At 66.5% G+C, this 7,468-nt stretch carries 7 protein-coding genes and 1 pseudogene; 4 read left to right on the top strand and 4 right to left on the bottom strand.

What is annotated here, in order from left to right; all coding sequences use genetic code 11:
- Positions 1 to 85 (top strand): annotated as a pseudogene (locus tag AB0C02_RS33190) (IS5/IS1182 family transposase); the annotation flags it as partial.
- A gap of 40 nt (positions 86 to 125) precedes the next feature.
- Positions 126 to 668: an HAD family hydrolase gene (locus AB0C02_RS33185; protein ID WP_357553174.1), complete on the top strand. Its 543-nt coding sequence runs from the start codon at positions 126 to 128 to the stop codon at positions 666 to 668.
- Between the two features lie 373 nt (positions 669 to 1,041).
- Here the strand turns inward: AB0C02_RS33185 and AB0C02_RS33180 are convergent, their stop codons facing one another.
- Complete coding sequence (locus AB0C02_RS33180; RefSeq protein ID WP_013283833.1) at positions 1,042 to 1,245, bottom strand: cold-shock protein; 204 nt, start codon at positions 1,243 to 1,245, stop codon at positions 1,042 to 1,044.
- 916 nt (positions 1,246 to 2,161) lie between these two features.
- Between AB0C02_RS33180 and AB0C02_RS33175 the strand changes: the two genes are divergently transcribed.
- Entirely contained in the window at positions 2,162 to 3,007 is an 846-nt protein-coding gene (locus tag AB0C02_RS33175) for a methyltransferase domain-containing protein (protein WP_357553173.1), read from the top strand.
- A gap of 278 nt (positions 3,008 to 3,285) precedes the next feature.
- On the opposite strand, the gene AB0C02_RS33170 is transcribed toward AB0C02_RS33175, so the two are convergent.
- Positions 3,286 to 5,568 (bottom strand): LysR family transcriptional regulator, encoded by a 2,283-nt coding sequence (locus AB0C02_RS33170; protein ID WP_357553172.1) that lies wholly within the window; start codon positions 5,566 to 5,568, stop codon positions 3,286 to 3,288.
- 9 nt (positions 5,569 to 5,577) lie between these two features.
- Here AB0C02_RS33170 and AB0C02_RS33165 point away from each other — a divergent pair, with 9 nt between their 5' ends.
- The gene (locus tag AB0C02_RS33165; RefSeq protein ID WP_357553171.1) at positions 5,578 to 6,060 is read left to right on the top strand and encodes a hypothetical protein; all 483 of its coding nucleotides are present in this window, start codon (positions 5,578 to 5,580) and stop codon (positions 6,058 to 6,060) included.
- Between the two features lie 26 nt (positions 6,061 to 6,086).
- Here the strand turns inward: AB0C02_RS33165 and istB are convergent, their stop codons facing one another.
- Positions 6,087 to 6,857, bottom strand: a complete 771-nt coding sequence (gene istB / locus AB0C02_RS33160) for an IS21-like element helper ATPase IstB (RefSeq protein ID WP_357553170.1) — start codon at positions 6,855 to 6,857, stop codon at positions 6,087 to 6,089.
- Complete coding sequence (locus tag AB0C02_RS33155) at positions 6,841 to 7,245, bottom strand: hypothetical protein (protein ID WP_357553169.1); 405 nt, start codon at positions 7,243 to 7,245, stop codon at positions 6,841 to 6,843. The genes istB and AB0C02_RS33155 overlap by 17 nt, the downstream gene beginning before the upstream one ends.
- Positions 7,246 to 7,468 lie beyond the last annotated feature (223 nt).

Here is a 7,468-nt window from a genome sequence, read left to right as displayed (position 1 = left end):
GCGCTGCTGCCCACGCCGCGCCACCGCAATCGTGCAGGCCATCCTCGTCCTGCACCACGTCGAAGCGAACCGCTACGCAGGATGAAAATGGCTCATTCTTCGACCTCGTCCGCGACCGGTTCGCCTTGAGCGCTCCCGCTGACGCGTTGTGGCGACAGTACCGACACCGCATGCCACACCTAGTCTCATGCTCCGCCGAGAACCTCGCGGGGCTGACCCAGCTTCGCCGTCGGGGGTGGAAGATCGGGATCGTCACCAACGGTATGACTGACAACCAGCTCGCCAAGATCCGAAACACCGGCCTGGATCGGCACGTTGACGCCTGGTGCATCTCCCACGATGTCGGCATCCGCAAGCCCGACCCACGCATCTTCCAACTTACGGCCCGCCGCTGCGGCCTCACCATCGACGGCGGCGGGTGGATGATCGGCGATAGTCTCACCCTGGACATCGCCAGCGGTGCCGGCGCCGGCCTGCGGACAGTGTGGATCCCCGAACCCCACCTCGCCCGCCAGCACGCCACGTACGGACCGGACTTCTTCCTCACACCCGCGCCCGACGCCACCGTCACGTCGATCGCCGAAGCCGTCGACGTGCTGCTCACGGCCGGGGTGACCGACATACCCTGCCCCCACCTCGGCATAAGCGGATACATGGTCAAGGCGTAGACGCTGCGGCACATCGGACGGGACGCACGAGTTCATCGGGCTGGTCGAGGCTGCCGCGACGTACCTGGTGCAGAGCCAGACGGCCGTGCGCGCGATGTGGTTCGAGAGCGGACTCATCAGTGCGGCGACCTTCGACGAGATGTAACGCCGTTGCACCCCGGGTCCCGGCTGTCTGACAGTCGGCCTGGGCAGACTAGCGCCCGAGGTCCGAATCGATCCAGAGAAGAGAACACGGGGGCAACGCTGAGCGGCCTTCACACCGAGATGGCCGGCCTTCTGCCGATCAGACGATTTTCGCGATGCCGTGGTGAGCGCATGAAACGCCGAATGGCGGCCCGCTGAACCAGTCGGGCCGCCATTCGCAGAGTGTGGATCAAAGCGGGCGGATGTTCTCCGCCTGCGGGCCCTTCTGGCCCTGGGTGATGTCGAACTCCACCTTCTGATTCTCGTCGAGGCTGCGGAAGCCGCTCGCCGAGATCGCGGAGAAGTGGGCGAAGACGTCGGCGCCGCCGTCGTCCGGGCTGATGAAGCCGAAGCCCTTGTCGGCGTTGAACCACTTCACGGTACCTGTAGTCATGTCTGCTCCTTCGCAGGCTGTGAGAGACCGCACTGTGCGGACCCTTAGGCCGCCGCGTTGATCACCCGCGTCGAAACGACACGAAAACGAAAAGCGCCTGGATGGGTTTCAGATGCCCCATCAGGCGCCGGAAGACGTCTACGGAAATCAAAACTGCAACTCGGCTAGCGTAGCACATGATCCGTCGTCGATCCCATGGCGGTGAGTGGACCTGGTCACTCGTCTGCTTGCCACACCGCGTGGGCGGCACGGTGACCGGGTTCACGATGGGCTAGTTACAAGACTGGGAAGTGGCAGCGACACCGAGAATCGGCAGGAAGCGGCCTGATGTGGCGTGAATTCTAGTCGGGCGCCGTCAGGACGAGCGGCCACGATGTCCGTCCACACGCGCTCGATTACTCGGCGTGGGCACCTGCGGAAGCGCTGTCTAGCTCCGAGGCGGGACGGGGGTAGGTGGGAGGATCGGCCGGCTCGCCCGGTGGTCTCGGTGGAGAACCTTGGTGTGTTCGCGTCGTGCCCGACGCTGGTGGCCGTGCGGGGCGGTAGCGCCGAGGCCTCAGTGAGTCTTAATGGCGGTGTCACACGCCGTTTCGCTGCGGCCGGCCGGGGGCTTCGGTGAATAGGGCGTGGAGCGATATCGCGGGCCAGGAGCAGATCGGGATCCACACACGGTATGCCCGCGGCCCGAGTTGGGCGCATGATCGCGGCTACCACGGCTAACCAGTGATAGGCGCACTCAAGCAGCCGACCAGCGATGGTCTCAACGCGCGCGACTGCCGCGGCGTGAGCAGCGCCAGGCTCGCCGGTGGACCGAGCAGGGCGATCGCATCGTCGGCGTTGATGCCCGCTGCCTCGGCAACGCCTGCGCCGTTGGAAACCCGTGGTCCGCCCACATCGTCGCTCTTAGGCTGCGTCGATGACCGACACTCCCGCACCTCGGATCATGCGCAGCGTCGACGACGTTTACGGTGACACGTTCGACGACCAGGAGGTCGAGGCGGCGCTGAACGAGAGCCTGTCACCAAGAAGCCTGAACCAGCTGATGTTCGACCTGGTCGCGGAGACCGGCCTGCCGCCGGGTTCGACCGTGCTGGACGTCGGCGCTCGCGAAGGGCGTTACAGTTTCGAGCTGTCGCGCCGGTTCGGGTTCACGGTGCGGGGCGTCGAACCGGTCCGCCGTCATCTGGACAACGCGGCCCGCGACCTCGCCGCGTTCGCGATCGAGGAACCCGAGGCCGCCGCCCGGGTCCGCATTGACGAGGGCATCGCCGAGAAGCTCACCGACCCCAGCGGCTCGGTCGATCTGATCTGGTGCCGGGACGTACTCGTTCATGTCGAGGATCTGGAGACGGCATTCGCGGAGTTCCGCCGGGTCCTCAAACCCGGCGGTCGTGCGCTGATCTTCCAGATGACCGCCACGGACTTGCTCTCGCCGCCGGAGGCGGCGTTCATGTGGCCACCGGCCGGAATCCACGCCACCAGCCTCGATCCGCAGCGGATCGAGGCCGCGATCGCCGCGGCTGGACTGAGCATCGCGCAGTGCATTCAGCTGCACGGCGAGACGCGCGAGCGCCTCGAGGAAGACGGCGTCGCCACCAGCTCCAAGCAGTTGCTATGGGTGTCGCGGATGCTGCGTAACCGTGCGGCATACGAGGAGCGGTTCGGCACCATCGCGTACGAGTACGTTCTCACCGACAGCCTGTGGGGGGTGTACCAGATGATCGGCAAGCTGAACCCTCGGATCTACGTGCTGTCGGCCTGAGTGAATGTTGGAAGGGCTGCATTCCGGCATCCACCGCTTCGGATCCACCGCGAAGTCGCGCTGCTTGGCGGCGGCGGATCGCCGTCGTCGGGCGCTGATTCGCGGGAGTCTGGCGCGGGCGGCGCGCAGTGCCTGTCGGCGGTCTCGGCAGGGCGCGTGGCCGGCGTGCTTGGGGTGGGAGTGCGAGTGCGCGGCCAGGAGGTCGGCGCCGCGTGGGTGTAGGTTCTCGCGCAGCTTGTCGCCTGGCGGCGGTTTGACCAGGGTGTGGATGTGGTTTCTCAGCCTGATGTCGCCCGATCGTTCTCAAGATCGTGTCGCTTTCTTGGGCGCGGCGATCTGGCCGATCGGGCAGTGGCGCTCGGTCGACTGGTTGTTGCTGAAGGGTTAGGTCGTGCGGCGGCTGGCGGATCGGCGTGGGTCGTCGGGGCGCCAGCTGGGTAGTGGTTTGGCGTATCGGTCGAGCAGTTGCGCGATGTGCGGTTGCTGGAGGAGGTCGAGCAGGGCGGGCCGTGTTCGGTGGGGCTCATCGGGCGGTTGGGTCGGCCGCGGTGAAGTAGTGGCTTGCCGATGTCGGCTTCGAGCTTGGCGATCTGGTTGACCAGTGTGGCGAGGTGCAGGTTGAGCGCTTGTGCGGCCTTGTTGATGCTGGGGTAGCCGATGATCTGCTGGAGACGGCGTAGCCGTAGCCAGCCGTGGTGCGGGCCTTCGACCGCGCGGCGGATGTCGTCGGGCAGGTCGGGGTAGGTGCGCGAGTGGCTGGGCATTCCGCCGAAGCCTTGCGGCCGGCGGGCGATGCCGAACCGGAGCAGGTTTCGGCGGACGGTTTCGGGGGTGAGTCCGAGTTCGGCGGCGATGTCGCTGGCGGAGCGTTGCTGGCCTTCGCTCTGCTCGCGCAGCCAGTCGGGGTCGATCGGGATGGGTTTGTTCATGGACCTGGCGTCGGTGAGGGGGGCTCCGAGGGCTCTGGCGTGGCGGGCGAGGAGTTTGCGGTGAATGCCTGTTTCGGCTTCGATGGTGCGTAGATCCTTGCCGGCTTCGATGTATTTGCGATGGAAGAACTCGGCGGTAAGCGACCGTGCTGCTCGTTCGCGGAGGCGTCTGCTGGCGGGTGGGGTGTTCTTGCCGTTGATCTTGCCGGGGCGGTGCAGGCGTCCGAGTGCGTAGCGGATGTGCTCGACGGTGGCGTCGAGCTTGGCTGCGGCGGCGTTGATCGGTAGTTGCTCGACATTGACGAGTTGATGAACGGTGTCGAAGTCGATGTCGTCGGGTTCGCGTCCCGGAAGGGTGAGCCCGGCGACTGCGTCGCCGGGCGGATTCCATGACAGCGGCTCGTTGATGTCGGCCGCGTCGAGCATTGCTTGGGCGTAGTCGTGCAGGGCGTCGCGTAGGGGTGTTGTGATGGTGCGCTGGAAGATGGCGAGGTAGTTGTGTTTGTCGCTGGTGGTGGGGAAGGCCAGCCGGTGTCTGGTGTTGGCGAGGTTCGCGCCGGTGAGCAGCGTGAAGATATAGCGGCGGGCGTTGACGTGGCGGGTGGTCTTGCCCGGGTGCGCGTCGGCGCGGTAGCAGAGGTCTTCCCACTGGCGGCGGTCCATGGGGACGTTGGTGAACGTGGTGCGGCGACGGCGGTAATCTATGGGGCTGCCGTGGGTGTCTAGGTAACCGGCCAGCGCGCAGAGCGCGGCGGGAACGTCTGGGTATTGGTCGGCCAGCAGGCCCAGGGTGCGGGTAGTGGTACTGCGCCAGTTGGTGAGCTCGCCTGTAGCGTTCCTGTTTCGGATCGGGTTGCCGGGGATGAGCAGCGCGGCGGGTATGTCGGTGGCGATGGTGTCGGTGAACGAGCCGTTCGCCGGGCGGAACCGGATGATCCACTCTTGCCAGAGGTACTCGGGTAGGTGCCGTGCCCGGTTCGCGGCGACGGCGGCGGATGCCCGGTCGGTGAGTCGGGGTGCGGGGGTGCTGGTGCGGTAACGCAGCCGGTCGCTGGGGGCTAGGTGTGGATCAGACGCGGTCAGGAGCCGGGCCGCGAGGCCGGGTGTGACGGTGGTGAGGTTCTTGTGTGGGACCACCAGTGGCCGACGGCTGCCGGCCTGGTCGGAAGAGCGGATCAGCGGTTGAAAGCAGGCGAACAGGCTCGCGTTGGTGGTCCTGGTAAGGAGTTGGACTGCCTGGGTGGCGACGGCTGCCGTCACGAGGGTCTCGTGGGCCTGCTGCCGTCGGCGCTCAGTGGCGGCAGTGCCGGCGGGCTGGTCGAAGACGGTCATCGCCGCCGGATGAGGGCGTCGCCGGAACCATCGTGCGAGCGCGTGGAGGTCGCGCAGCTCGTTGACGGCGTTCGGGGCGGGGACGGTGTCGAGGCGCGTGTTGATCCACTGCTGGGCTGCCAGGCGGGGATCGTCGGCATCGAGCTGGTGGGGTTGGTGGTGGCGCAGGTCGGCGCCGCAGACTTCGGCGTTGGCGTGAGGGCGGATTGTTGTCGGGGTACTCGTTGTAGTGCAGAGGTAAGTACGGCTGATCTTGCAGAGGTCAACGCTGGTGCCTGATGCGTCGAGGGCGGCGTGCATGATGGCAGCGTGGTTAAGTTGACCTTGTTCGCGGACTATTACCAGATCCACGCATTCGATGAGGGATCGCAGGCCGACTTCGGCGACGAGTGGACTGATCAGGCGGTAGATGATCGTTTGGCCGTTGCGGAGGACGGGGTTGCGATCGGCACGACAGTGAACGTGAACGTCGCGGTCAGTGTTGAAGTGCTGAACGGGCCGCCGGCCGATGACAGCATCGAGTTCGATCACGTGGTGGAAGCCAGCATCCGCTGCTCATCGGGACATCTGGTGGTCATGGGATGCACCGATTATGAGCCCGACGCGCGACGCTTCCCCGTGACGGCTGGCTGGCTGCGTTTGCGTGCGTCGCAGTCCAACCTTGATCAGGCGCTTCAAGCTGACATCGACTCGGATGACGATCCGCAGACGATGGAGCGGCTGCGTCTGCAGGTGTGGCCAGCTGCGGCAGAGCGCTCGGTGGTGGTCAGGCGCTGGCGGTCGTCGACGTAAGCTGCCTGGGCTGACCAGGGCTGGCATCAGGCGACGTTGTCGATGGCGGTGAGGCGGTTCTTGAGTCGGTAGCTGGGGCCGTTGATGGGGACGACGTCGCAGTGGTGCAGGAGCCGGTCGAGGATGGCGGTGGCCAGGACCTCGTCGCCGAAGACTTGACCCCATTCGCCGAAGCCTTTGTTCGAGGTCAGCAGGGTGGAGCCCTTCTCGTAGCGTTTGGAGATCACCTGGAAGACGAGGTTGGCTTCCGGCCGTTCGAGGGGTTGGTAGCCCACTTCGTCGATGACCAGGACGGTGGGGCGTAGGTAGGTCTGCAGCTTGCGGGCCAGCCGGCCGATCGCGTCGGCGGCGGTGAGATGGCGGACCATGTCGTCGAGGGTGGTGAAGTAGACGGTGAATCCGGCTCGGCAGGCGGCGACCGCGAGGGCCACGGCGATGTGGGTCTTGCCGACACCGGGCGGGCCGAGGAACGCGACGTTGGCTTTGGCCTGCACGAACGCGAGGGTGGCGAGGTCACGGACCTTGCGGGGGTCCAGGTCGGGCTGGAAGCTGAAGTCGTAGTCGTCGAGGGTCTTGTGGTGCGGCAGCTTCGACAGGCGCAGCCCGGCGCGGAAGCGGCGTTCGTCGCGGACAGCGAGTTCCTCCTCCAGAACGAGGTCGAGGAACTCCAGGTAGCCCATGGCCTCGGTGTCGGCCCGGCCGGTGAGCTCCTGCAGCGTCTTGGCCAGGTGAGGCAGGCCGAGTTTGGTGGCGCTGGCTTGGATGCGGTTGGTGACCAGCTCACTCACGGGAGACATCCTTCAGGTGTGGGCGGTTGGTGAACGGGCTGGCCTGAGCGATCTGCTCATAGACCGACAGTGGCCGGGCCTCAACGGCGATCTGGGCGGCTGCGGCCCGGTTGAGCAGGGCTTGCAGCGGTCCCTGGCTGCCGTCGTGGCCGGTCGATCGGCGTGCGGTCGGCTGCGGTCCGGCGGGGTCGCCGGTGGTGACGGCACGGGTGTGTCCGTCGGGCAGACCGTCCCAGTGGCTCTCGTCGACGACACGGGCACCGCGGCCCACGGCCCGCTGGTGCGTGGCCAGCAGCGTGGTGCCCTCCAGGCCGGCGACGGTGGCGTGGATGGTGATCGTGGCGGCGGTCGCCCGGACCTCCACGAGCTGGCGGTGGCGGACCCGGCGAGCCGGCACGGAGTAGAGGTTGCCGGCGTAGGCGACCAGACAGTCCTTGCCGACATGCCGCAGATGCGGGCCTGTAGGGAGATCTGTGTAACGGATGTCAATGGAAGTCCGTTATGGCCAGTAGAAGCTGGTCGACGCAGATAGGAGCAGGGTGATGGCTATCTCTGTGGTGGAGCAGTACGACACGTCCGTCGGGGTTGATGGTGGGGTCGAGGCGTTTGCTGAGCAGGTC

Source organism: Micromonospora sp. NPDC048999 (assembly GCF_040649295.1).
Taxonomy (GTDB): Bacteria; Actinomycetota; Actinomycetes; order Mycobacteriales; family Micromonosporaceae; genus Micromonospora.
Note: the sequence above shows the minus strand (reverse complement) of the source record. Positions and strands in the feature narration are given on the sequence as shown.